General features: G+C 67.5%; 25 protein-coding genes and 1 pseudogene. 13 read left to right on the plus strand and 13 right to left on the minus strand.

Going from position 1 to position 22846, the window contains the following annotated elements:
- Nucleotides 1–39 precede the first annotated feature (39 nt).
- On the plus strand, nt 40–756 hold the full coding sequence (locus ACZK13_RS18925) for an ABC transporter substrate-binding protein (RefSeq protein ID WP_253145239.1): 717 nt from the start codon (nt 40–42) through the stop codon (nt 754–756).
- Nucleotides 757–828: 72 nt separating this feature from the next.
- On the opposite strand, the gene ACZK13_RS18930 is transcribed toward ACZK13_RS18925, so the two are convergent.
- On the minus strand, nt 829–1728 hold the full coding sequence (locus ACZK13_RS18930; RefSeq protein ID WP_253145241.1) for a LysR substrate-binding domain-containing protein: 900 nt from the start codon (nt 1726–1728) through the stop codon (nt 829–831).
- A 98-nt stretch (nt 1729–1826) separates the two neighbouring features.
- Here ACZK13_RS18930 and ACZK13_RS18935 point away from each other — a divergent pair, with 98 nt between their 5' ends.
- Complete coding sequence (locus ACZK13_RS18935; RefSeq protein ID WP_125895603.1) at nt 1827–2012, plus strand: hypothetical protein; 186 nt, start codon at nt 1827–1829, stop codon at nt 2010–2012.
- Here ACZK13_RS18935 and ACZK13_RS18940 read toward each other — a convergent pair.
- On the minus strand, nt 2009–3556 hold the full coding sequence (locus tag ACZK13_RS18940; protein WP_253145243.1) for an alkaline phosphatase: 1548 nt from the start codon (nt 3554–3556) through the stop codon (nt 2009–2011). The genes ACZK13_RS18935 and ACZK13_RS18940 overlap by 4 nt on opposite strands.
- Before the next feature lie 118 nt (nt 3557–3674).
- On the opposite strand from ACZK13_RS18940, the gene ACZK13_RS18945 reads away from it, so the two are divergent.
- Nucleotides 3675–4469 carry a D-alanyl-D-alanine carboxypeptidase family protein gene (locus ACZK13_RS18945; RefSeq protein WP_253145245.1) on the plus strand — a complete coding sequence of 265 codons (795 nt, stop codon included), beginning with the start codon at nt 3675–3677 and terminating at the stop codon, nt 4467–4469.
- A gap of 5 nt (nt 4470–4474) precedes the next feature.
- Here the strand turns inward: ACZK13_RS18945 and ACZK13_RS18950 are convergent, their stop codons facing one another.
- Together ACZK13_RS18950 and ACZK13_RS18955 are read right to left on the minus strand one after the other, a co-directional pair.
- Entirely contained in the window at nt 4475–5068 is a 594-nt protein-coding gene (locus ACZK13_RS18950) for a TetR/AcrR family transcriptional regulator (RefSeq protein WP_253145247.1), read from the minus strand.
- A 16-nt stretch (nt 5069–5084) separates the two neighbouring features.
- On the minus strand, nt 5085–5681 hold the full coding sequence (locus tag ACZK13_RS18955) for an NAD(P)H-dependent oxidoreductase (protein WP_478482060.1): 597 nt from the start codon (nt 5679–5681) through the stop codon (nt 5085–5087).
- A gap of 126 nt (nt 5682–5807) precedes the next feature.
- On the opposite strand from ACZK13_RS18955, the gene ACZK13_RS18960 reads away from it, so the two are divergent.
- Nucleotides 5808–6341, plus strand: coding sequence for a hypothetical protein (locus ACZK13_RS18960; protein ID WP_253145251.1), 534 nt, complete (start codon nt 5808–5810; stop codon nt 6339–6341).
- Nucleotides 6342–6414: 73 nt separating this feature from the next.
- On the opposite strand, the gene ACZK13_RS18965 is transcribed toward ACZK13_RS18960, so the two are convergent.
- The gene (locus tag ACZK13_RS18965) at nt 6415–7242 is read right to left on the minus strand and encodes an isocitrate lyase/PEP mutase family protein (RefSeq protein ID WP_253145254.1); all 828 of its coding nucleotides are present in this window, start codon (nt 7240–7242) and stop codon (nt 6415–6417) included.
- A 165-nt stretch (nt 7243–7407) separates the two neighbouring features.
- On the opposite strand from ACZK13_RS18965, the gene ACZK13_RS18970 reads away from it, so the two are divergent.
- The 5 genes from ACZK13_RS18970 (at nt 7408) to accC (ending at nt 11269) form a co-directional block, all read left to right on the plus strand.
- Nucleotides 7408–8136: a DOPA 4,5-dioxygenase family protein gene (locus ACZK13_RS18970; RefSeq protein ID WP_049401742.1), complete on the plus strand. Its 729-nt coding sequence runs from the start codon at nt 7408–7410 to the stop codon at nt 8134–8136.
- Nucleotides 8137–8486: 350 nt separating this feature from the next.
- Nucleotides 8487–8936, plus strand: coding sequence for a type II 3-dehydroquinate dehydratase (gene aroQ, locus ACZK13_RS18975; protein WP_049423471.1), 450 nt, complete (start codon nt 8487–8489; stop codon nt 8934–8936).
- Entirely contained in the window at nt 8933–9358 is a 426-nt protein-coding gene (locus tag ACZK13_RS18980) for a lysozyme inhibitor LprI family protein (RefSeq protein ID WP_097048608.1), read from the plus strand. Before aroQ ends, ACZK13_RS18980 begins: the two co-directional genes overlap by 4 nt.
- Before the next feature lie 53 nt (nt 9359–9411).
- Nucleotides 9412–9891: an acetyl-CoA carboxylase biotin carboxyl carrier protein gene (gene accB, locus ACZK13_RS18985; RefSeq protein WP_032129560.1), complete on the plus strand. Its 480-nt coding sequence runs from the start codon at nt 9412–9414 to the stop codon at nt 9889–9891.
- A gap of 10 nt (nt 9892–9901) precedes the next feature.
- Nucleotides 9902–11269 (plus strand): acetyl-CoA carboxylase biotin carboxylase subunit, encoded by a 1368-nt coding sequence (accC, locus tag ACZK13_RS18990; RefSeq protein WP_032129559.1) that lies wholly within the window; start codon nt 9902–9904, stop codon nt 11267–11269.
- Between the two features lie 129 nt (nt 11270–11398).
- On the opposite strand, the gene ACZK13_RS18995 is transcribed toward accC, so the two are convergent.
- Both ACZK13_RS18995 and ACZK13_RS19000 read right to left on the minus strand, forming a co-directional pair.
- On the minus strand, nt 11399–11773 hold the full coding sequence (locus ACZK13_RS18995) for a hypothetical protein (RefSeq protein ID WP_010481078.1): 375 nt from the start codon (nt 11771–11773) through the stop codon (nt 11399–11401).
- A pseudogene (locus tag ACZK13_RS19000) lies at nt 11770–12734 on the minus strand (hypothetical protein). Before ACZK13_RS19000 ends, ACZK13_RS18995 begins: the two are co-directional and overlap by 4 nt.
- A gap of 163 nt (nt 12735–12897) precedes the next feature.
- Between ACZK13_RS19000 and prmA the strand changes: the two are divergent.
- The 3 genes from prmA to fis all read left to right on the plus strand — a co-directional run bounded on the left by prmA (nt 12898) and on the right by fis (nt 15036).
- Complete coding sequence (gene prmA / locus ACZK13_RS19005) at nt 12898–13818, plus strand: 50S ribosomal protein L11 methyltransferase (RefSeq protein WP_049463300.1); 921 nt, start codon at nt 12898–12900, stop codon at nt 13816–13818.
- Nucleotides 13819–13860: 42 nt separating this feature from the next.
- Nucleotides 13861–14646 carry a DUF3426 domain-containing protein gene (locus tag ACZK13_RS19010; protein ID WP_121504257.1) on the plus strand — a complete coding sequence of 262 codons (786 nt, stop codon included), beginning with the start codon at nt 13861–13863 and terminating at the stop codon, nt 14644–14646.
- Between the two features lie 114 nt (nt 14647–14760).
- On the plus strand, nt 14761–15036 hold the full coding sequence (gene fis, locus ACZK13_RS19015) for a DNA-binding transcriptional regulator Fis (protein WP_005419706.1): 276 nt from the start codon (nt 14761–14763) through the stop codon (nt 15034–15036).
- Nucleotides 15037–15221: 185 nt separating this feature from the next.
- Here fis and ACZK13_RS19020 read toward each other — a convergent pair whose 3' ends face one another.
- The 6 genes from ACZK13_RS19020 to ACZK13_RS19045 are packed head-to-tail and all read right to left on the minus strand — an operon-like array spanning nt 15222 to nt 21022.
- The gene (locus ACZK13_RS19020) at nt 15222–16217 is read right to left on the minus strand and encodes a phosphatidate cytidylyltransferase (protein ID WP_032129555.1); all 996 of its coding nucleotides are present in this window, start codon (nt 16215–16217) and stop codon (nt 15222–15224) included.
- Nucleotides 16214–16843, minus strand: coding sequence for a lysophospholipid acyltransferase family protein (locus tag ACZK13_RS19025; protein ID WP_032129554.1), 630 nt, complete (start codon nt 16841–16843; stop codon nt 16214–16216). The genes ACZK13_RS19020 and ACZK13_RS19025 overlap by 4 nt, the downstream gene beginning before the upstream one ends.
- 13 nt (nt 16844–16856) lie before the next feature.
- Complete coding sequence (locus ACZK13_RS19030; protein ID WP_180838262.1) at nt 16857–17294, minus strand: hypothetical protein; 438 nt, start codon at nt 17292–17294, stop codon at nt 16857–16859.
- Nucleotides 17291–18619 (minus strand): phosphatase PAP2/dual specificity phosphatase family protein, encoded by a 1329-nt coding sequence (locus tag ACZK13_RS19035; RefSeq protein ID WP_430541986.1) that lies wholly within the window; start codon nt 18617–18619, stop codon nt 17291–17293. Before ACZK13_RS19035 ends, ACZK13_RS19030 begins: the two co-directional genes overlap by 4 nt.
- A complete protein-coding gene (locus ACZK13_RS19040) occupies nt 18619–20370 on the minus strand; it encodes a bifunctional alpha/beta hydrolase/class I SAM-dependent methyltransferase (RefSeq protein ID WP_253145256.1) in 1752 nt (583 codons plus the stop codon). Before ACZK13_RS19040 ends, ACZK13_RS19035 begins: the two co-directional genes overlap by 1 nt.
- A 34-nt stretch (nt 20371–20404) precedes the next feature.
- Nucleotides 20405–21022 (minus strand): CDP-alcohol phosphatidyltransferase family protein, encoded by a 618-nt coding sequence (locus ACZK13_RS19045; RefSeq protein ID WP_478482064.1) that lies wholly within the window; start codon nt 21020–21022, stop codon nt 20405–20407.
- 223 nt (nt 21023–21245) lie between these two features.
- On the opposite strand from ACZK13_RS19045, the gene purH reads away from it, so the two are divergent.
- Nucleotides 21246–22829: a bifunctional phosphoribosylaminoimidazolecarboxamide formyltransferase/IMP cyclohydrolase gene (purH, locus tag ACZK13_RS19050; protein WP_478482066.1), complete on the plus strand. Its 1584-nt coding sequence runs from the start codon at nt 21246–21248 to the stop codon at nt 22827–22829.
- The last annotated feature ends 17 nt before the right edge of the window (nt 22830–22846 follow it).

Here is a 22846-nt window from a genome sequence, read left to right on the forward strand (position 1 = left end):
ATTGGCATGCTGGGTCTCCCCTGCCCCGTGGAGTCCCGCATGTCCCTGGCCGACCACCGAAGTACGCTGGCACCGCACGGTTTCCTGCGCGTGGCGATCAACCTGGGCAACCCGGTGCTGGCACAGGGCGATGCGCGCTCACCGCGCGGCCCCTCGCTGGAACTGGCTACCGCGTTGGCGCAACGGATGGGGGTGCAGGCACGCTTCACCTGCCACGATGCCGCAGCCTCGGTGGTCGAGGCAGCAGGCGAAGACGGCTGGGATCTGGCCTTCCTGGCCATCGATCCGGCACGTGCCGACCGCATTGCCTTCAGTGCTCCGTATGTGGAGATCGAAGGCACCTATCTGGTGCGCGAGGACAGCCCGGCGCAGCAGGTGGCCGACCTGGATCGCGAGGGGCTGTGCATCGCGGTGGGGCGTGGCGCGGCCTATGACCTGTTCCTCAGTCGCGAACTGCGCCATGCCACGATCGAGCGGGCGGAGACCTCGGCGGCGGCCATCACCCTGTTCGATCAGCAGCGCCTGGATGCCGCCGCCGGTGTACGCCAGCCGCTGGAAGCATGGGCGCAGGCGCATCCCGGCCACCGTGTGCTGGCCGACCGCTTCACCGCGATCCAGCAGGCAGTGGCGGCGCCGGCCTCACGCCCGGCCGATGCATTGCGGGCGTTGTTCGAGGAAGTGGAGGCGATCAAGGCCGGCCCGTTGCTTGAGGCAGCGTTCGCGCGTGCCGGGCAGGCGGTCACGCTGGTTCGGTGACTGCAGAGCACCAGCAGTCGAGCATGGCTCGACGCTACAGATCCAGATGCAATGGTCGAGCATGGCTCGGCGCTATAGATGTGCGTCTGCCATGTGCCGCACATGCTCGGTGGCCTGCGCATGCAGCCAGTCGCGGAACGCGAGGAAGCCGCGATGGCTGGCCGAGCGCTGCGGGTACACCAGCCAATGCGGCCAGTCGGTTTTCAGGCGCTGGCTGGACAGTGCAACCAGCTGACCCGAATCCAGCAGCAGCCGCGCCCGCGTCACCCGCCCGAGCGCTACGCCCACGCCATCCAGAGCGGCGCGATGGTGCGCCTCCGAATCATCCAGCACCGCCACGAAACGCGACGGCGGGCTCTGCCCGCTCAACGCGAACCAGGCGCCCCACGCGCCGTCCGGATCACCGAGCAGCGGCCACCGGGTCAACGGCACACGGTCAATGCCGCCTATGCGTTCGATCAGCGCCGGGCTCGCCATCGGCACCAGCCACTCGTCGAACAGCGGTTCCACCACCAGGCCCGGCCATTGCCCGCTGCCCAGACGCAGCACGGCGTCGAACTGGCGCTGCCGCTCGAAATCGATCAGGCGTTCACTCGACTGCAGGTTGATCTCGATCTGTGGATGCTCGGCCACGAAGTGACCCAGGCGCGGCACCAGCCAGGCCGACGCCATCGACGGCACCGCGCTGATCGTCAGCACGTGCTCGGCACGTGCGGCATAGGGCTGGAAGGCTTCGTTGATCGCATCCAGATGCGGTCCGACCTGGTCGAGCAGGCGCTGCCCCTCAAGGGTGAGGGTGACACCACGCGGCTGGCGGATCAGCAGCGGCTGCCCGAGCCGTTCTTCCAGCTGCCGCATCTGATGGCTGAGCGCACTGACGGTCACATTCATCGACGCGGCGGCACGCGACAGGTTGCCGAGCCGGGCAGCAGCCACGAAGCCCTGCAGGGCATGGAGCGGAGGGCGGGACATCAGGCTTGAATTCCTCTCAAGGCATGCTTGCGGAAATGTCGCTTTTTGCCTGTCCATGCTGCCCGTATCGTGCAATCCACTCAAGTGGAGGCACGCTCATGAACATCTTCAGCGGCTTGTTGTTCCTGCACGGCCACGTGGCCAGCGCCGAGCTGGCACGCCAGCTGGCCAGCCCGTCGCCGACGCCGCCGCCCAGCACCGCCCCCGGTAGTGCCGGCCGCTGGCCGGCAACCTCGTCGACCGGGAAACCTGCCGCTGCCAGCCAGCGGCCGGCACACCCCTAACGCTGCAGCGCTTCCTGCACCGCGGCAGCCACGTCGGTGTTGTCGATGTAACTGCCGTCGTTCCAGCGCACGTGCTGACGGTAGCCGGCATCAACGCCCCGCACGCGCTGGCCCAGCAGCTCCGCGCCCGCGCCCTTGGCCCACAACGGCACCAGCGCATTGGAATGGTTGCCGGTGGGACGGAAGCTCATCCCCGGCATGCGCCCACGGCCGTTGTTGCGCACCGGCTCGAAGGCGACGTTCTGTGCATCTGGGCCCATCGGCATGCTGTTGTCGTGGTCGGTGGTGACGATCAGCAGGTTGCGCTCCCAGCCACCGTTGCGTTCGATCCACTCGATCACTGCTGTCACCGCGTCGTTGAACTCCACGGTTTCCTCGATCAGCCGGCCGTACTGCGGCTGGTCGCTGCACTGGCCGTAGTGCCATTCAGTGCCGCAGGCACTGGTATGGGCGGCCCAGTCGGTGGCGCCACCTTCCACCATCAGGAACAGCCCCTTGGACGAACGCTGCTGCAGGAATTGCAGCGCACCACGGGTCATGGTCGCAAGATCCGGCACGCTGTCGATCTTCCTCACACCGGAAGGTGTGGCCGCATCCTTGCCCAGCACCTGCAGCTGGCGCGCCTGCTGCAGCGTGTTGGCCACGCGCGGCACGCCGATCAGCGGCCGGTCTGCCGGCAACCGTCCCTGCGCCAGCGCGGCGAACGCTTCCTTGCTGCGGATCAGGCGCCACGGCCCCGACGGATTGCCGCCGATGGTGCTGCCCGCTTCCAGCTGCTGCCAATCCTGCTGCGACACCCATTCCCACGGGTTCGCGCAGCCCTCGGCCTTGGCCGCGCCGGCACTCTCGTCACAGGCGCGACCATCAACGCTGTAGCCCGGGCCTCCGGTGCCCATCACCAGATCCATATGCCCCTGCGCCAGCATCTGATGGGCGATGGCGTGATAGTTGTTGCGCGATTCGTTCTGCGCCGCGAACGCGGCCGGCGTGGCATGCGCGAACGGTACCGAAGTCACCACGCCGGTGGCCATGCCCAGCCGCTTGGCGCGCAGCGTATTGAACTCGACCGGATTGCCATCGTTGTTGAAGTTGATGGCGTTGTTGTAGGTCTTGATGCCCGAGGACAACGCGGTGCCCGCCGCCGCACTGTCGGTAGCCACCGCAGCCAGGTACTGGTAGCCCGCAAACGGCAGGTCCTGCGCAGGAACCGGCGTGTCATCCCAGGCCTTGCCCGCGTCGTAGCCCAAGGTCTGCGCGTTGTCGCGGGTCGGCTGGCTGCTGGCATTCAACGGGAAGGTGGTTACCGCCAGGCGCTGCGGAAAATCCGCATACGGCGCCCGTTCGCGGCTGCCGTATTGCCAGTAGGCGGCGGCGTCCCAGGTGCCCCAACCGGCACCGTCGTTGATCATCACGATCACGTTGTGCGGGCGCGCTGGGCCGGAAGCAACAGCCTCGGCGCGCAGATTGGGCTGGCAGCCGCCAAGTGCGGCCAGCGCGAGCAGCAACGAAGAATGAAGCCAGCGGCGTGGAATGCGTGCAGTCATCGGGTGTCCCGTCGGGCCATCGGCGGCCCACAATGTCGATACGTTATATCGTTGCAATATTGCAGCTTCATGCAGCCGCCGCGGGCTATCCTGCAGGCCCTCCTCCATCGGCCCTTCCATGCCGTCTCCTGCTCCTGCGCGTGCACCGCTGTCCTCCATCACCCTCGATGCGGCAACGTTCGCGGTGATGCACCAGCACAACGCGGACATCGCCAGGCAACCGGCCTCGCTGACCAAGCTGATGACCGCCTATGCCGCGTACGAATGCGTCGAAGAGAAGGGAGGCGCGTGGGACGAAGCGGTCACCATCGCCGCCGGGGATGTGCACGCGGTGGCCGATGATGAAACGCGCATGGGCCTGGTGCCCGGTGAAACAGTCACCCTCGCGCGCCTGCTGGAAGGACTGATGATCGTCTCCGGCAATGACGCGGCGCTGGCCATCGCGCGCCATCTGGACGGATCACAGCCTGCGTTCCTGGAGCGCATGAACCGGCACGCACGCCAGCTCGGCCTGCGCAGCAGCTGGTTCGCCAGCGTGTCCGGCATCACCACCCCGCACCATGCGTCCAGCGCGCGCGACATGGCGGTGCTGGCCGCCTGCCTGTTGAACGATCATCCGCAGATCCTGGCGATCACCGCGCAGCGCGTGTTCGCGCACGGCAGCTTCAGCCGCAGCAACCAGAACGCCCTGCTTGGCGATGACGGCGTGGATGGCTTGAAGACCGGCTACACCCAGGCCGCAGGCTTCTGCCTGGCCGCCACCGCCTGCCGGGCAGTGCCCGGGCGGGATCAGCCGGTACGCCTGATCACCGTGGTGCTGGGTTCTGAAAGCCGCGACGCACGCGATGCCCTTGTGCGCGAGCGGCTGGCCGCCGGGTTCGCGGCGCTGGCCGACAGCACCGCCGACGCCTGAGCGGCTCAGCGTCGCTTGACCGTTGCCACGATCAGCCGCTGCAGCTCGGCTTCGGCTGCGGCCTTGTCCAGCGCGCCTGCTGCCACGGCTTCGGACAGGGCTTCGGCCGCACCGAGAATCGCCCAGCGTCCCGCCAGCGATACCGTGCCGTCGGCAGCAAACGGGCCCAGCCAGGCGTCGCAGTTGTCGATGAAATCCTGCTGGTAACGCCGCCGTACCTCGTGCAGTTCCGGAGCGCCCACCAGCGCGGCGAGGATGCCCTGCACTTCACTGCCCTGGCTGAGGATGCAGTCGATGTAGCCGGAGGCGATGGCCGCCGCACGATCGGCCAACTGCGCCCGTGCGCGGCCGATGCGCTCGTTGAAGACCACCGTCTGGCGACCGTCGTAGTCATCGTAGAGCGCGGCCAGCAGGCCGTTGCGGGTCACGAAGTGATCGTAGGCCACCGGCTTGGTCACGCCCGCGGCCTCGGCCAGCCGGCCCAGGGTCAACGCGTCGGTGCCTTCTTCGCCAACCAGCGCCCAGGCCACGTCCAGCAACTGGCGGGCGCGTTGCTCGCGGGTCAATCGGCGGCGCGTGGGAGCGGCGTTGGCAGACATCGGCGGAACACGGCGATCAGTGCATCGGAGTTCCGATTTTACGGCCGATCGCCAGCGCAGTCTGCAGATGCGTTTCGGCCGCACCGGTATCGGCATCCAGCAGCAGGTCTGACGTCAGCACGGGCGCGCCGCAGTAGTCGAAGATGCCCATGTCGATCTGCGTCTTCATCGCGGCGCCGTAACCGCGCCGTTCGATCATGTCCGCGCCCGCTCCACCGATGCCGACCAGGTGCACGCGCAACCGCTGCAGCTTCTTCTGCACCTTGCCGTCTGCACCGTCCTGGTAGGCCCAGCCCTGGGTGAACACGCGATCGATCCAGCCCTTCAGCAGCGCGGGAAACGACCACCAGTACAGCGGGTAGACCAGTACCAGCGTATCGGCAGCATCCAGCCGCGCCTGCTCGGCGGCGACGTCGGCTGGAGGTGCGCCGGTGCCACGGAACAGCGCCTGGTCGTGCGTGTTGAAGCGCGGATCGAAGCCTTCGGCCATCAGATCGGCATGGGTCACGGTATTGGCGGCATCCGTTGCGGTGATGGCTTCGCCGATGCGCCTGGCGATGGCATGGGTCAACGCGGCGGATTCAGGATGGGCGGTAACGATGAGGGTGTGCATGGGGGATGTCCGGAATTTACTATCTACCAATAGTAGGTAATGGCGCCCGGGACACCAGCGCCATGCGTGGGACGCTGTTTCCGCATCCGCCGTATAGTGCGGCGGTTCCCGCTGAGATACCCGACGATGCACCGATACCTGCTCGCCCTTCTGCTGGCCCTGCCGATGGCAATGGCCGTTGCGCCAGCGCTGGCCGGTGAGCTCAGTCCGGAAGACTCAGCCGCATTGCGCCAGGACGTGCAGGCGATGATGGGCGCATTCGCCCGCGGCGATGCCGAGTTGATCATCGCCCGAACCCATCCCAGCCTGAAGCGCCTGGCCGGGGGCGATGAGGCCTATGCGCGTATGACTCGCGACACCCTGAAAGAGCTGCGCAAGACCGGGGTCACCATCATCAGCGACGAGGCCGGCGTGCCGGGCCAGACCTATGCAGCCGGTGATGAGGAAGTCTGCTTCGTGCCACGCCAGTCGCTGCTGCGCGTGCGCGAGGCGCCTATGCGCAGCACCTCGTTCATGCTCGCCGTGCGCCGCGTCGGCACAGCCCAATGGAGTTTCATTGACGGTGCTGCGTTGCTGGACAATCCCGCGCTGCTGCGGCAACTGCTGCCAGCGTTGGAGCCTGGGGTGACGCTGCCCAAGGGTGGGATGGAAGCGCTGTAATCGCAGGCGCATCCATCCACGCATGGCGTGGATCTACTATCCCTGCTGGTCTGGGACTGCACCGGGATTTCGCTCAACGGAACAGCGCGTTCAACGCGGCCCCGGAAGCCGCCTGCTGCAGGCCGTCGAAGCGTCCGGCCTGCACGATCGGCTGTGTCGCCTGCATCAGTCCGCCCCATGCAGCACGGGCCAATGCGCCGCCCAGGCTGACGCGGCGGACGCCGAGTGCAGCGATGTCCTGCAGGCTCAGCGGTGTCGGCCCACCGACCAGCAGGTTCACCGGCTTCGACCCTGCGGCGGCAACCACCGCGCTGATCTGCTCGCGCGTGCTGATGCCAGGTGCATACAGCACATCGGCGCCGGCCTCGGCATAGGCGCGCAGGCGCTGCAGGGTGTCCGGCAGATCCGGCACGCCGACGAAGAAGTTCTCGGCACGGCCAACCAGCAGCACGTCGCCGCCAGCGCGGTCGATGGCTGCACGGGCAGCGCGCATGCGCTCCACCGCCTGATCGATCGGACGCAGCGGTGCATCGGCGACGCCGCTGGCATCCTCGATCGACAACGCCGCGATGCCGGTGTCGATCGCCGCGGCCACCGCCTCCTGCACCTTCTGCGGCGTATCACCGAAACCATCGCCGAAATCGGCGTTCAACGGCAGCGGCGTCGCTGCCGCCATCAGGCGCAGATGGTCCAGCGTGGCCTGCAGCGAAACCGCTCCGTCCGGCCGCCCTTCGCTCCAGGCACAGCCGGCACTGGTCGTGGCCAGTGCCTGGAAGCCCTGCCGCTGCAGGTAGCGCGCACTGCCCACGTCCCATGGATTGGGCAGTACGAAGCACCCTGCTGCATGCAGCTGGCGGAAGGCCGCGCGCTTGCGTTGGGTATCGGCATCGGGCGAGGTCATGGCGGGCTCCGGGGCGGCAGACCTGCACCCTAGCCCGCCCTGCAGCCGGGCTCAACGACGACGGCGCAAACCTGCATGAGGTGATGCCACCTGCTTATTGGACGCTGTGGATGCAGGTGCCCGAGCGTGCTTGCCTGCCCACACGATGCCGCCACGGAGCCCTTCATGCACCCGGACCCGCTGACCTTGATCGACGCCGGCGACGATGACGCCCACTGGGCCGACCTGCTTTCGCCCACACGCCGCCGCCTGATCGCATCAGCCGGTCTGGCCGCCGGCGGCCTGGCCAGTGCGTCGACCGCCGCCGCAGCCCCGCGCGGCGAAAGCACGGTGAACACCACCGAACCCGGGCGCCCCGGCTTCCGTGCCATCGTCCCGCCGCCGGTGAAGGGCAGCAGCCCCTGGGGCCAGGTCACCGCCAGCGAACCGACCCCGCGCCCAGCCAGCGTGCGTCCCGGGGAGGCCACCCTGCCCGCGACCCCACGTGCCTACACCGACATCAAGAGCTATCACGCGCATATCTACTTCGACGAGGACAGCTTCGAGAAAGCTGCGCTGCTGCGGCGCTGGGCGGCCGAGCGCTTCCCGGTGGAGCTGGGCAACTGGAACCTGGAACCACGCGGACCGCACGTCACCCCGTCGTTCTATTTCGGCTTCACCAACGACCTGCTGCCGGTGCTGGTGCCCTGGCTGCAGCTCAACAGCCTGGGCCTGACCATCCTGATCCACCCCAATACCGGTGATGGCCGCGCCGACCATCTGTATTACGCGTTGTGGGTGAACCGCGCGCAGCCGGTGAACGCCTACAACTGGCCGGCACCGAAGCCGGGGGAACGGGAGCCCTTGGAGGAGGTGTTCCCGAACGTGGTGCCGACGGTGCCGCTGGAGACGTGAGCGGGTGCGTGGCGGGGGCGGTGGGTGGCGTGCAGCGCACCATGGGCTGCCCCTCGGTGGGTGCGTAGCCTGCTGCGCACCGAACTTCCCTCATCCACGCATGGCGTGGATCTACCGCATCACCGCCCGTTGCGGCATCGGTCATCGCCCGGCCTGCCGCCATCGTCGGCCTACGTGCACGCATCCCCCAGCTGCACGGCGTTCAGCGCGCCTTGATCCAGCGCCCGCCATACGGCCGCAAGCCCTCCGGGGAATTTCAAACAATCGATTGAAACGCTGCAAACTTCGCCGAACTGGACAGCATCCGCCGGTTCCGCCAGACTGCCGCCCTTTCCCGTCTTCCGGATCCCATGGCGAAGCTGCTGGTCCTGCACGGCCCCAACCTCAACCTGCTCGGCACCCGCGAGCCGGAGGTCTACGGCCACACCACGCTGGCCGACATCGACCAGGCGCTGGCCGCCCAGGCCTCGGCTGCCGGGCACGCGGTGGAGAGCCTGCAGTCCAATGCCGAGCACGTGCTGGTGGACCGCGTGCAGGCCGCACGCGACGACGGAACCGCTTTCATCCTGATCAACCCCGCCGCCTTCACCCACACCTCGGTCGCCCTGCGCGATGCGCTGGCGGCGGTGGCGGTGCCGTTCATCGAGATCCACCTGTCCAACCCGCATACCCGCGAACCGTTCCGCCAGCACAGCTACTTCAGTGACAAAGCCGTGGGCGTGGTCTGCGGTTTCGGCGCCGACAGCTACCGCTACGCGATGGACGCGGCGCTGCTGCGCGTGCAGGCGGCCCGCGCGTGAAGATGCTCCCAAGAGTGCTTGCCTGCATCGTGCTGTGGGCCGGCGTGTGCGGCGCCAGCGTCGCCGCCGAGCGCGCGGCCGCCGGCATTGATTGCGCGCAGGCGACCGGCGGCTACGAGCGCGACATGTGCGATTCCGATCGCCTGGATGACGCCGACAGCGCATTGAACGCCGTTTACGTCCAGGCGCGCGGCGAACTGAAGGCGCAGGCCGCCGATGGCAGCTGCAGTCGCTGCGCAGCGGCCGAACAGCAGCTGGTGAAGGCCCAGCGCATCTGGATAACCCTGCGCGATGCAGACTGCGAGGCAGTCTACGCCTTCAATGCAGACGGCACCTCGCGCAACCCTGCGAAGATGCAGTGCCTGATCACCCAGACGCGCGACCGTACGCGGCAGCTGCGCGAGTTCTACGAACTGCTTTGACCCGAGCGCGATGCGCTTCCCACCACACTGACATCAAGAGCAAAGAGGCCACCATGGATCTCCGCAAAATCAAGAAGCTGATCGACCTGCTGGAAGAGTCGAACCTGGCTGAAATCGAAATCAAGGAAGGCGAAGAGTCGGTGCGCCTGTCGCGCGCCCCGGTGGCCGGCTATGCCGCCCCGGTCGCCGCCCCGGTGTACGCCGCTCCGGCCGCTCCGGCGCCGCAGGCGATGCCGATGCAGTCGCCGACCGAAGCCTCCACCGGTGGCACCGCCAAGCCGGGCCCGGCGCTGCCGGAAGGCCACGTGCTGCGCTCGCCGATGGTCGGCACCTTCTACGCCTCGTCCGCCCCGGACAAGCCTGCGTTCGTCAGCGTTGGCCAGCAGGTCAAGGAAGGCGAGACCCTGGCCATCATCGAAGCGATGAAGATGTTCAACCCGATCGAAGCCGACAAGTCCGGCACCATCGTCGCCATCCTCGGCGAGAACGGCCAGCCGGTCGAATTCGACCAGCCGCTGTTCGTGATCGGCTGAGGGGCACGCCATGCTCGACAAAGTCGTCATCGCCAACCGAGGGGAAATCGCGCTGCGCATCCTGCGCGCGTGCCACACCCTCGGCATCCGCACGGTGGCCGTGCATTCCACGGTCGACCGCAACCTCAAGCACGTGGCCATGGCCGACGAGTCGGTCTGCATCGGTCCGGCGCCGTCGCCGCAGAGCTACCTCAACATCCCGGCACTGATCGCCGCGGCGGAAGTCACCGACGCCCAGGCCATCCACCCGGGCTACGGCTTCCTGTCGGAGAACGCCGACTTCGCCGAGCGCGTGGAAGAGTCCGGTTTCATCTTCATCGGCCCCAAGGCCGACACCATCCGCATGATGGGTGACAAGGTCGAAGCCATCCGCGCGATGAAGTCCGCCGGCGTGCCGTGCGTGCCCGGCTCGGGCGGCCCGCTGGGCGAAGACATCGTCGCCAACACCAAGATCGCCCGTGAGATCGGCTACCCGGTCATCATCAAGGCGGCCGGTGGTGGCGGTGGCCGCGGCATGCGCGTGGTGCACGCCGAAGCCTCGCTGAAGACCTCGATCGAAACCACCAAGAGCGAGGCCAAGGCCGCGTTCGGCAATGGCGAGGTCTACATGGAGAAGTTCCTGGAGAACCCGCGCCACGTGGAAATCCAGGTACTGGCCGACGGCCAGGGCAACGCCATCCACCTGGGCGAGCGTGACTGCTCGATGCAGCGCCGCCACCAGAAGGTGGTGGAAGAAGCGCCGGCACCGGGCATCACTGCCGAGCAGCGCGAGCAGATCGGCAAGGTCTGCACCGAAGCCTGCGTACGCATCGGCTACCGTGGTGCCGGCACGTTCGAGTTCCTGTACGAGGACGGCCGCTTCTACTTCATCGAAATGAACACCCGCATCCAGGTGGAACATCCGGTCACCGAAATGGTCACCGGCATCGACCTGGTGGCCGAGCAGCTGAAGATCGCCGCCGGCCAGAAGCTGTCGATCAAGCAGAGCGACGTGGTGCTGACCGGCCATGCCATCGAGTGCCGCATCAACGCCGAAGATGCTGAAACCTTCGTGCCGAGCCCGGGCACCATCACCGGCTTCCATCCGCCGGGCGGCCCCGGCGTGCGCGTGGACACCCACATCTACAGTGGCTACCGCGTGCCGTCGAACTACGACTCGATGATCGGCAAGCTGATCGTGCACGGCCCGGACCGCGAAACCGCCATTGCCCGCATGCGGGTGGCACTGAGCGAAATGGTGGTCGATGGCATCAAGACCAACGTCGCCCTGCAGCAGCGGATCATGCGCGACAAGGGCTTCCAGGCCGGTGGCCAGAACATCCACTACCTGGAAAAGCGCCTGGCCGAACGCAAGAACAAGCCGATCGCGCTGACCTGATCGGCGCCACGTGCTGGACATGAAAAGGGCGGGGATATCCCCGCCCTTTTCTGTTGCTGCAGCGCCGAGCCCATGCTCGGCTTGCCGGAAAGCTCAGCCGAGCGTGGGCTCGGCGCTACAGCAAGCGCATCAGCGCTTGTCGGCAGCTTCGGCCGGAATCTGCGAGTTCGCCAGCGGACGCACGCCATTGGGCGACGTCGGGTCGACGATCACCATGGTCTCGGTCGAACCATCCGGCCACACCACCTGGAAGGTGCTGCCCGCCGGCAGCGACGCGAACGGCATGCCACTCTGCGCGCGATAGACCGCGGCCACCTGGCTGGCACCGGCACGGCGCACGTCTTCCTGCGCCTTCACCGTGGTCAGTTCCACCTTCGACAGATGCCGGTAGCGATCTTCATAGGTATCGATCATCAACAGGCCAACCGCGCCGGCCGAGTAGGCCACGAACAGGGCCACCCAGAACCAGAACTTGGCCCCGTGCAGGAATCGGCGGTAGTTCATTGCTCGTTCCTCTTTCCAACCAATCGCTTGATCCATTCCTTCATCTTCCCAGCGCCCTGCCGCGATACCGCAGCGTCATACACGAAATCCCGGAAATCCTGCGTACCATCCGCGAACAGATCCCTCCGTTCGCACAAAAACTGTTGACCAGCACACTGTCTGCCCCACACGGTAGACCGAGTTCGCAGGCCGCAAGCCGCCATGCGAGTTCACTGAGCTGCTCGCCCGCCACCAGGCCGTTGAGCGCGCGGTCACCCGAGGCGCGCACGCCCATGCCCGGTGCGATCGCCATGAAGGCCTCCGGGTCGCGCGAGGTGCGCACCCGTTCAACCAGGTCACGGCGGTACTCGGGGCTGTCCTGCAGCGGTTCGCCCTCGGCGAACAACGCAGCCTCAGCAGCCAGATTGCCTTGTGCGGCCGCCTTGCGACGTTCGGACAGCACCAAGGCCGTGCCCAACTTGTCGCCCGGCACGAAACCACCACAACGCTGCGCGACGCGTTCGCGCGCCTGCACCATCGCCGGTGCGGCGGTCAGGCCCAGCCCGGCCAGCACGTTGTTGTCCAAGCGGTAGCCACCCGGATCGACCGCGTACTGCGCGCAATAGTCATAGACACGGCTGAGCATCCAGCGCGCCTCGTGGTTGCCTTCGTCCGCCTGGGCACGCAACCGCTGAGCATAGGCATACAGGTCGGTGGCGTCTTCGATATCGGCGCGGAGATCCAGGGGCAGCCCGGACGGCAATGCGTTGCCACGCTCGAAGGGTGCCAGGCGGCGCGCGAGCGCCTCCGGCATCACCGGCAGCGGCGCCGCACTGTCAGCGGCCGCGACCGCACCTGCCAGATCCGCCGACGCTACCGAAGACGTCGCAGCATGGCCGCTGGCCCGATAACCGGCCACGCCCAGCACGGCCACAGCCGGCAGTACGAGCAACCAGGTTTTCAGGGTCGGAGCGAAGGCCATCGGCGGCGGTAGGCGATGCGGCGCATAGGAAAGCACGAAGTTTAGCAAGGCCCGACGGGCCTGTCTGAACGGGCTTCGTTCATCTCGGAGCGGCATCTCAGGCAATACGGAGACGCCCCGATGGTCTAGCATGGCCCCCTTTCCTGCGATTGCCCCCACCACCATGCCGTTCCTGGAACTGACCCTGCGCTGCACCGAAGCCACCCAGCCCCGCTATGAAAATGCGCTGGAGGACGTTGGTGCACTGGCCGTGACCCTGCTCGATGCCGAGGCCGATACCAGCAACGAACAGGCCATTCTCGAACCGGGCGTGGGCGAGACCCCGCTGTGGGACACGCTGGTGCTGAGCGCACTGTTCCCCGCCGACAGCAACGCGCTGTTGCTGCTGGCCGCACTGGAATCCTTCGATCCGGAGCTGGACTGGAGCAGCGGCAGCTTCCGCGCGGTCGAGGATGAAGACTGGGAACGTGCCTGGCTCGACCAGTTCCAGCCGATGGACTTCGGCAGCCGCACCTGGATCGTGCCGTGGAACCATGAACTGCCCGATGCCGCACAGGCCGCCGATGCCGCCGTGGTGCGGTTGGACCCGGGCCTGGCGTTCGGTTCGGGCACCCACCCGACCACCGCACTGTGCCTGCGCTGGCTGGACCAGTTGGCGGTCGATGGCCTGCTGCAGGGCCAGCGCGTGCTCGACTTCGGTTGCGGCTCGGGCATCCTCGCACTGGCCGCGCTGAAGCTGGGCGCCGCCGAAGCCATCGGCGTGGACAACGATCCGCAGGCCCTGGTCGCCACCGCCGACAATGCCGAGCGCAACGGCGAGCAGGCCCGCATGCATGTGTACCTGCCGCAGGACGAACCGGTCGCGACCTATCCGATCGTGGTCGCCAACATCCTCGCCTCGGCGCTGGATGCGCTGGCCGAACTGCTGGCTGCGCGCGTTGCTGCCGGTGGCCGCATCGCCCTGTCCGGCATCCTGCATGGCCAGGAAGGCGAACTGCTGCAGCGCTATGCAGCATGGTTCGACGATCTGCAGGCCACCCAGGATGGCGACTGGATGCGCATCACCGGCGTGCGCCGCGCCTGATCGTGGTTGAATGACCGCTGGATCCGAGCCCGCGCCCTGAGCATGTCCGAGCCGAACCCACCGCGCCGTCCCCTGGCCACCTTCCTGCGCACGACGCCGGAGGGTGAGCCTGCGCCTGCGACCGATGCGCGTGCGACCGATGCGCGTATGCAGGACGAAGCCGGGCACGCAACGCCCGTGGAGCAGATGCAGGCCGAGCCCATCGACCTGGCACGCCCACCGGCGACAGAGATGCGACACGACGATGACGTTGTCATCGTTGATGAAGCAGCGGCCATCGAACCGGCGCCGGTCGCGGTGCAGGCAACGGCGGTCGCCAGTGATGCCCCCAGCTTCCTCGGCAGCGCGCGCACGCGCACGCTGCCAGCACCCCGCTGGCACTGGCTGCTGGTCGCCGGGCTGGCATTGCTGCTGGTACTGCAGAGCGTGCTGGCCGACCGCGCGCGGCTGGCCGCCGACGCCGGCAACCGCGCATGGCTGGGCACGCTGTGCGGCGTGCTGCGCTGCAGCCTGCCTGCCTGGCACGAACCCGCTGCATTCACCATGACCAGCCGCGAGATCCGCCCCCTGCCGGGCCAGGCCGGTGTGCTGCAGGTACAGGCCAGCATCCGCAACGATGCGCGCTGGGCACAGGCGTGGCCGGACCTGCGGTTGTCATTGTCCGATGCCGATGGCCGGGTGATCGGCAGCGGCGTGTTCACGCCCGCGCAGTACCTGGGCGAGAACCCCGGTGCAGCCCTGCTGGAACCGGGCCAGAGCGCGCGCGTCGCCTTCCGGTTGCAGGAGCCCGCTGCGTCCACCGTCGCATTCACCTTCGACTTCCTCTGACCGGGGAGAGGCGACCAGCCGTGGCAGGCCGGGCACGCTCGCGCTAGACTGGCCGCCACCACCTCGTCCGGCCGCGCGCTCCGCGCGCACGGGCCAACCGAATCGGGAACCCCCTTGAACGCTGTCCTTTCTCGTCCTGACAACAGTCGTGGCGCTCCCCGGCCACCGCTGCGTGAACACGTCGCCCAGTCCGTGCGCCGCTACCTGCGTGACCTTGATGGCTGCGATGCGGACGATGTCTACGAGATCGTGCTGCGCGAGATGGAGATTCCGCTGTTCGTGGAAGTGCTCAACCACTGCGAAGGCAACCAGAGCCGCGCCGCCGCGATGCTGGGCATCCACCGTGCCACCCTGCGCAAGAAGCTGAAGGAATACGGCATCAGCGCGTAAGCGCGCACGAGGGTAGTGCCGGCCGCTGGCCGGCAACCCCATGAACGATGGCAGGATGTTGCAGTTGCCGACCAGCGGCCGGCACTACCGGTAGATCAACGCCATGCGTGGATGAAGGCCCGGCAGAGTAAACCGCCCCCGCCCGCCAGTAGATCCACGCCATGCGTGGATGGAAGCCGGCAGAATCAACCGCCGCCGCCCGCCTTCCAGTAATACCGCACCACGTGGAAGAACACCGGCGCGGCAAAGCACACCGAGTCCAGCCGGTCGAGCATGCCGCCATGGCCCTCGATCATGTGGCCCCAGTCCTTGATGCCACGATCACGCTTGATCGCCGACATCACCAGGCCGCCCCAGAACCCCATCAGGTTGATCAGCAGCGACAGACCGAACGCCTGCAGCGGCGTGAACGGGGTGATCCACCACAGCGCCGCGCCCAGCGCGCTGGCACTCAGCACGCCGCCCACGAAGCCCTCCACCGTCTTCGACGGCGACAGCTTCGGCGCAATCAGATGCCTGCCGAGCAGCTTGCCCCAGATGTACTGCAGCACGTCCGAAGACTGCACCACGATCACCAGGAAGGCGAACAGCAGCACGTTGCGCGACGGGTCATGGCCGGGCACGTGCAGGTTCAGCAGCAGCGGCACATGCGAGATGCAGAACACGCAGATCATCAACCCCCACTGCACCTTCGCGGTCCGCTCCAGGTAGTGCGTGGTATCACCGCCAATGGTCGACAGGATCGGCAGGAACAGGAACGCATAGACCGGAATCAACAGCGTGTACATGCCGTACCAGTCGATCCAGACCAGGTAGTACTGCCACGGCAGCACGATGTAGAACGCGGCCAGCAGCGCGTAGTAGTCGCCCGAGCGGGTCGGCGCCAGGGTGATGAACTCGCGCAGTGCGAACAGCGAGATGATCGCGAACAGCACGATCACCCCGGCACGACCGAAGAACAGCGCCAGCCCGACCACGATCGCCATCACCCACCACGCGCGGATGCGCGAGACCAGGTTGGCGATCACCGCGCTGGGCTGCCCACGCTGGCGCCAGCGCAATGTCTCGGCCACCAGCGTGGCCAGCACCAGCACTGCACCCACGCCAGCAAACAGCAGGCCGGTCTGCTGGCCGACACTCTGCGTGGCCAGGTCGCCGGACACATCGATCAGGAAGCTCATGCCCTGCCCCCGTTCGGCGCCAGGTCCAGCAGCGCCTGCCGGCTGCGGGCCAGGAAGGCGGCCTTGTCCTCGTCGGCCTGCAGCCGCAGCGGCGTACCGAAGGTGGCCGTGCACAGCAGCGGCAGCGGCAGGAACCGGCCCTTGGGCATCACCCGCTTCAGGTTGTCGATCCACACCGGTACGAATTCCAGCTCCGGGCGTTGCCGTGCCAGGTGATAGATGCCGCTCTTGAACGGCAGCAGCGGCTCTTCGCCCACGTTGCGGGTACCTTCCGGAAACAGAATCAGCGAGCAGTCTTCGTCCACCGCGTCACGCAGGGCCTGCAGTGGATCCTGCTGGCGATGGCCGGCCTCGCGCTCGACCAGCACGCCGTTGAACACCGCATCGATCAGGTAGCGACGCAGGCCATCGCGCTGCCAGTATTCGGCCGCGGCCACCGGGCGCACCTGGCGCCGCAGTGCCGGTGGCATCGACGACCAGATCAGCACGAAGTCACCATGGCTGGCGTGGTTGCCGTAATACACGCGCCGTTCGCTGGACGGCGCACAGCCGATCCACAGCGCGCGGGCGCCGGTCACTACATGGATCGCGCCACTGCAGGCGCGCGCAATCAATTCAGCGAACATCGGTCCCTCCCGTTCACGTCTGCGGCCACAACACGGCCAGCACCAGCAGTGCGAACTGCACCGCTGTCAGCAGGTACTGGCGCAGCAGCAGGCGGCGCATGCCGGCCCAGCGCGCATCCCAGCCGCGCAGCGGCGCGTCGGGCTGCATGCGGCGCAGGCCACTGGCGTGCAGCAGCTGGTCGGTGCGGCGCGCGGCGGCGTCACCCTCCAGGCCTTCATCGCGCAGCAGCTGCAGCAGGCTGGCATCCAGCGCCACCCGCCACGCGTGGTAGATCTGTGCGATGCCCGCGGCAACACTGAGCAGCAACACGCCGGCGGCAATCATCGCCAGGCCAGGTTCGGTGCCGAGCAGCAGCAGCGCCACCAGCAGCAGGCCCAGCGACAGGCCGGCCGGCCAACGGCCCTGCCGCAGCAGCAGCTGCATGGTCGCCAGATCGGGAACCCTACTCACGTGCGTGCTCCCGCTGCAGCAGTGATGGCATGCAGATGCGCCGCGCCCAGCACGATGCCCGGACGTGCCGTGCGCACGATCGCCACCGCGGCATCGGTATCGGTGGCACGACCACTGCGCAACAGCCAGGCCGCCACACTGGCAGCACTGCGCGAATAGCCCAGTGCGCAGCACACCAGCAACGGTCCATGCGCACGCAGCCGCTCGATCGCCTCGGCCGCCTCGCGCAACTGGTGCGGCGTGGGCACCACCAGGTCCAGCATCGGCACGCTGGCATACGCCGCGCCCGGTGCACGACAGGACAGTTCGGCACAGGCATCGACCACGCCGACCAAGGGTGCCGGCAATGCAGCGCAGGGAACACGCCCCAGCCATACACCGTCCATCACCGGCACCGGCTGCGGCGCACGCCGCGTCCACAGCCGCGAATTGATCCAGGCCGCACCCAGGTACGGCGCCAGCAACCAGCGTGCCGCCATGGTCAGGCGACCATCGGCACGCTTCTGGAACACCGCCGTACCGAGCCCCGCATACGCCAACGCCACCAGCAGCAGCGATACCACCGGCCACAGCAGCCACAACGCCGCGCCACGCAGAAGCACCACCGGCACCAGCAATGCAGCGGCCCCCAGCAGGTACAGCGCTGCCAGGCGCCAACGTCTGGCGTCACGCGCGGTGCGCCAGGCACGCAAGGGTGGCGTGCCCTGCTCCGGCCACAGCCAGACGCACAGCCAACCGGCCAGCAGGCCGGTCGGGATATCGATGAAATGATGCTGGAACGTGGTCAGCACCGAGACGCCGATCAGCAGCGCCCACACATGCAGTACCCAACGCCACACCCCATGCAGGTACTGCGCGAATTTCACCCACAGCACGATCAGCAACACGATGTGCAGTGATGGCGCCTGGTTGAACGGCTTGTCGAAGCCCAGCAGCACATCGAACAACCAACCGAACACACCGCCGATCTCCGGCCGCTCGAAACTGAAGCGCAGTGGCCACAGCAGGAAGCAGGTCACCGCGATCAACTGTGCACTGAACAACCGCAACGCATGCCGGTCCAGCTCCAACCGTTGCCGGCACAGGAAGAAGGAAACCGCATAGAACAGATCGATCGACCAGTACGGCACGATCGTCCACGGTACGAACGGAATCTGCGTTTCCCATCCGAACGCCATCACCGGCAGTTCGGCATGGCGGCCAGCCATCCAGTTGGCGAAGCCATAGCTGGCGAAGAAGAATGGGCCCAGCAGGGCCAGCCACAACAGGGCGCGCCGCCAGGGGCGCCCCTCTGCGGCCAGCGGGGATGCGGCGAGCGTCGCCATCACGCGGTCCGGCGCGCCAGCGACACCGTGAAGATGCCGAAGTCGTCGATACGCTGCGCCACCTTCTCGAACCCGGCCAGGCGCACCAGCTCGTCCATTTCCTGCTGGGTACGGCGGCGCATCACCCACGCGGCGCCGCCACGGTGGCTGGTCAGTGCGCGTGCGATGAACTCCAGCTGCGGGTGCCACGGCTGGCCGGTATAGGCCAGGTAGCCGCCCGCCGGCACCGTCGCAGCAATGCCCTGCAGCGAGCGCAGCACCGCATCGTTGTCGGGGAACAGTTCGTACAGGCCCGATACCACGGCCAGCGTCGGTGCTGGATCGACCTTGGCCAGCTGTGCCGGGTCGAACGCATCACCCTGCTCGAAGCGCGCGATGTCGGCCGCCCCCAGGCGCTCGATCAAGGCCTGACCCTGGGTGACGTTCAGATCACTGAAGTCTCGCAGCACGATGCGCTCGGCGCGCTGTTCGCCCTGGCCCAGCGCTTCCAGCACGTAGCGGCCATGGCCGGCAGCCACGTCCAGCACGCGCACCGGCGTGCCCTGCCCGCGCAGGCGCTGGGCAGTGTCGCGCAGCAGTTCCTGCAGGTGCTGGCCGCGAATGCGGATGCCGCGCCAGCCGATCGCATCCAGATAGTTGCGATCGACCATGCGCCCCAACGGGCCCTTGCCGCGCGCCTCATCGCGATAGATGTAGTCGAGCGTGCTGCCCGAATCGAATCCGGTCTGCAGGCCCAGCGCGATGCCTTCGGACAACGTTCCGCCGAAGCGCAGGCCGCCACGTACCACGCGCCAGCGCAGGTCGGCCAGGCTGTTGCGTTCCGGTGGCCAGGCCAGGATCTCCGATTCTTCGAAAGTCGGCCCATGGCGGTGCGCATCGCGCCGCGACAGTTCGCGCAGCGGCTCGGCGAAACGTGCCTGGATGAAACTGCGGATACGCGCCAGCGCCGGCGCCCGATCGCGCTCGCCCAGCGTGTCGTGGAAGAAGCCCGGCAGATGCACGCGCTCCTTGATCGGGCTGGACAGGCGCTCGTAGAAGCGGTCCTGCGGGCCACGGTGCACCACGAAATCCGAGCCGGACACCAGCAGCTGCACCGGCACGCTGATCGCCTGCGCATCGGCGACGATGCGGTCGGCTGCTTCGTACAGGCCCAGCAGCACGCGCACCGAGATCGGCCGGGTGATCAGCGGATCGGTGCGGTAGCTTTCCACCCGCGCCGGATCGTGGGTCAGCCACTGCGGCTTGACGTAGCTGTTGACGAAGAAGTTGCCGCGCAGCTTCTGCATCAAGGCCAGGCCCGGGCGTGCGAACGGCACGTACAGCTTCACCTTGAACGCCGGCGAAGCCATCACCAGCGCACGCAGGCGTGGCGCGTAATCGTGCACCCAGGTCGCGGCGACCACCGCCCCCACGCTCTGCGCGATCACCACGATGTCCTGCACCGCGATGCCGTGCTCGGCACCGATGTGGGCGATGAAGCTGTCCAGATCGCGCACCAGCGCCGGGAAGCCCGGGGCATCGCCTCGTGCGCCGGGCGAACGCCCATTACCGCGTGCATCCCAGGCGAAGAAGGCGGTGTCGGGCAGGTCCAGCTCATCGACCAGGTGGGTGACCCGGCCAGAATGTTCATGGCCGCGATGCAGCAGCACGACAGCCTTGGTGGCTGGGGTCGCGGTGGTGCTCGCCCAGTACCGGTAGAACAGCGGTACCTGGTCGAAGCTGTGGAATTCCCGTTCCTGCGCCTGACGCATGCAATCTCCTGATTGTCTTTTTGTATCTGCTTGATTAATTCGGCGAAACCGCCGCTTCCCGCAGTCCGCGACGGACGCGATTGATCATCGTCAGCACGCACAGCACCGCCATGGCCGCGGCCACGCCAGTGACAGTCATCGCAGCCCCCCAGCCGAACGCCAGCAGCAGGCCCAGCACGCCGATGACGAACGCGCGGTCGCTCTTGCCCATCGGGCCGTCATAGCGGCGGCTGGCACCGACCATCAGCCCCAGCACCCCGGTGTACTCGCTCAGGGCCGCCGTCCAGGCCAGCAGCCACAGCGCTTCCGGGCGCACGCCCGGCACGCTGAGCAGGCTCAGGTACAGCGCCGCGCCGGCGATCACATCGCACAGCTCGTTCAGATAGGCGCCCAGCCTCGACTGCTGGCCGAACTCGCGGGCCAGCATGCCGTCCACCGCGTTGAGTGCCATGCGCAGCAGCATCCACAGCGGCAGCAGCAGGTACAGCAGGGGCTGGGACGGCGCGCAGCACCACACGGCGGCGGCCACCATCAGCGAGACCACGGCGGCGGCCACGGTCACCGTATTGGCGGTGATCCCCATGCGGTACAGACCGCGTACGGCTGGACGCAACAGGTCCTGGAAACGTCCTTTCAATGCATAGATCGACATGATCCGTACCCGCTGATCCTTGGCAGTGCGGGCACAGCCTACCCCATCGTCGGCAGATTCCGACAACCCGGCTCCGGTCCACAGCCCAGCCCCCGGACCGGTCCGGATCGATGTGCCCGACCCGGCCTTACGTCGATTGCCATGGCAAATTGCCCCTTCCAGCGCCCGCCACCGGCCCCCACCGCCTACAATATCGGCCCCGCTCCGCTGCCGATTCTGTCCCATGACTGCTGATCTGTTGCCCGTCCGCCGGGCCCTCCTCTCCGTTTCCGACAAGACCGGTCTGGTCGAGCTGGCCACTGCGCTGGCGGCACGCGGCGTGGAGCTGCTGTCCACCGGCGGCACCGCCAAGGCGATCCGCGATGCCGGCCTGGCCGTGAAGGACGTGGCCGACGTCACCGGCTTCCCGGAAATGATGGACGGCCGGGTCAAGACCCTGCACCCGATGGTGCACGGCGGCCTGCTGGGCCGTTCGGGCCTGGATGATGCGGTGATGGCCGAGCACGGCATCGGTGCCATCGACCTGCTGGTGCTGAACCTGTACCCGTTCGAGTCGGTCACCGCCAAGGCCGATTGCACCCTGGCCGACGCGGTCGAGAACATCGACATCGGCGGCCCGGCCATGCTGCGCTCGGCGGCCAAGAACTTCGCCCGCGTGGCGGTGTCCACCGATCCGTCGCAGTACGCCGAGCTGCTGGCCTCGCTGGAGGCCAACAACGGCCAGCTGTCGGCTGCCACCCGCTTCGCGTTCTCGGTGGCCGCGTTCAACCGCGTCGCCCAGTACGACGCCGCGATCAGCAACTACCTGTCGGCGGTCACCGCCACCGACGCTGTGGTGCCGGCGCGTACCGAGTACCCGGCACAGATGAACTCCACCTTCGTGAAGGTGATGGACCTGCGCTACGGCGAGAACCCGCACCAGAGCGGCGCGTTCTACCGCGACCTGTATCCGGTGCCGGGCACGCTGGCCACCTTCCAGCAGCTGCAGGGCAAGGAACTGAGCTACAACAACCTGGCCGATGCCGACGCGGCGTGGGAATGCGTGCGCCAGTTCGATGCGCCGGCCTGCGTCATCGTCAAGCACGCCAACCCGTGCGGCGTGGCGGTCGGTGCCGGCAATGGCGATGCCTACGAGCTGGCCTACGCCACCGACCCGACCAGCGCCTTCGGCGGCATCATTGCCTTCAACAAACCGCTGGACGCCGCCACTGCCAAGGTGATCCTGGACCGCCAGTTCGTGGAAGTGCTGATCGCCCCGGACTACGAGCCGGCCGCGCTGGAGTACGCGCAGAAGAAGGCCAACGTGCGCGTGCTGCGCATCCCGCATGGTGATGGCCTGAACAACTTCGACAGCAAGCGCGTCGGCTCGGGCCTGCTGCTGCAGTCCTCGGACAACCGCGGCATGACCCGCGACGAGCTGAAGGTGGTCAGCAAGCTGGCGCCGACCGACAAGCAGTTCACCGACCTGCTGTTCGCCTGGAAGGTGGCCAAGTTCGTGAAGTCCAACGCGATTGTGTACGCCAAGGACAACCGTACGATTGGCGTGGGCGCCGGCCAGATGAGCCGCGTGTACTCGGCCCGCATCGCCGGCATCAAGGCCGCCGATGCGAACCTGGTGGTCGAGGGCTCGGTGATGGCCTCCGACGCGTTCTTCCCGTTCCGCGACGGCATCGATGCCGCTGCCGCCGCCGGCATCAAGGCGGTCATCCAGCCGGGCGGTTCGATGCGCGATGCCGAAGTGATCGCCGCCGCCGACGAACATGGCCTGGCCATGGTGTTCACCGGCGTGCGCCACTTCCGCCACTGATCCGCATCACGAAGCCG

Source organism: Stenotrophomonas sp. 99219_Sma (assembly GCF_056480785.1).